Origin of the sequence: Stieleria sp. (assembly GCF_041595215.1) — a bacterium.
Lineage (GTDB): Bacteria > Planctomycetota > Planctomycetia > Pirellulales > Pirellulaceae > Stieleria > Stieleria magnilauensis.
Map to the genome: position 1 here is coordinate 1 of NZ_JBFHKV010001473.1, position 1,605 is coordinate 1,605.

The 1,605-nt window shown below is 61.5% G+C and carries 1 protein-coding gene; it reads left to right on the plus strand.

The window, feature by feature from the left end:
* A partial coding sequence (locus tag ABX749_RS32235; RefSeq protein WP_372899650.1) for a hypothetical protein occupies positions 1-1,605 on the plus strand: 1,605 nt, incomplete at both ends.

The following is a 1,605-nucleotide window of genomic DNA, read 5'->3' on the forward strand; positions in this document are numbered from 1 at the left end:
CGATACGACGTCGCCGCGACGGCCAACAACACGCAGCGAAACTGGATCGTTCAAGGCCGCGGCAGTCGCTTGGTGTTCGAGTCGTTGCAGGCGATCAACGGAGGAACAAACTACGGCAACCGGCTAACGATCGAAGCCCATTCCGGTGGGCACATCGACCTCGCGGCCGTGACGCAAATCGCCGATGGCGCCGAGGGGAACACTGCACGCCGCGGCATATCGATTTTAGCTCAAGACACCGGCAGTACGATCGACCTGCGGTCGTTGACGTCCTTTCAAGATCGAGCAACGGTTGCCGACGACGCGCCGTCCTATTCCGATCTCGTCGCCCGTGACGGCGGCTCCATCCGACTCGATTCACTCACCACACTCGACGGTGTCGCCATTGTTGTCGACGCCCTGAGTGACGTGCCGCTCGAGACGGTTTCCCGCTTCGATCACGGGCGATTGCAAGTTTCCGATCGATCCGTCGCCTTGCCCGCACTGACGTCCGCAAGCGAAACCTTTTTCACCGCCGATAACGGTTTCATCGACAGCGATGCGTTGACGACCTTGACCGGTGGCGGATTGGAATTGAGGTCCGGTGGCCGGATCAATACGACGTTGCTGGCGACGATTGATGGCACCAGCGTCCGTGTCGCCGATGGCATCACATTGTCGCTGCCCCTGGTGACGTCCTATTCGCACGCGTCGACCGACAATGACCAGGCGCGAACGCTGGTCGCATCCGGTCTCGGTAGTCGCCTCGAATTTCCCAATCTGACACAGATCGACGGCGGCACGCACTTTCGATCCTCGTTGTCGGTCGACGCCCGTGACGGCGGAGCGATTGATCTGGCGCGTGCCTCGCAAATCTCTGAACCCGACACCGGAAACACCTCCGGCCGCGGCGTTCACGTCACCGCCGACGGCCCCGGCAGCGTCATCGATTTGTCTTCCCTGACGACCTTCACCGACATCGGCGAGTCTCCAGTCTCTCACGGCGCCGCCAGTGGTCACTCTTCGTTGACCGTCACCCGCGGCGGAACCATCGCGGCACCTGCGTTAACGACAACCACCGGTGTGCACATCGCCGCCGACGAGGGAAGTGATTTCTCGTTTGAATTGATTGTCGATGCCACCGATAGCATCTTGCAGGCCGCCGGCAGCGGAACGCTTTCATTCGCATCTCTCGCCTCTGCCGCGGGCACCGCCATTCAGATCGACGGACACGCCGCATCGCTTCCCACGCTGACAGATCTTTCCGCCGGATCGCTCTTCGTCCAGGGTGGCGGCACCGCCGACGCACCACGATTGGTCAACATCGACTCGGCAACGCTGATCGCAAGCGATGGCATGACGCTTTCGTTGCCCGCCGTCACATCGATTAAACACGAGACGACGGCGCCGAATCAAAGCGCGACGCTGCGCGCCGAAGGGTTTGGCAGTCGCCTCGATCTGTCCGCGGTGACGTCGATCCAAAACGGTGACGATTACAACTCTCGCGTCTTCGTCGAAGCGTTGTCCGGCGCAGTCGTTGATTTGTCCAGCGTGCAGACCATCGAAGACCCCGATGTCGGCAACGCATCCCAGCGGCGGATCGAACTGCTTGGCGAAGGCATCGGC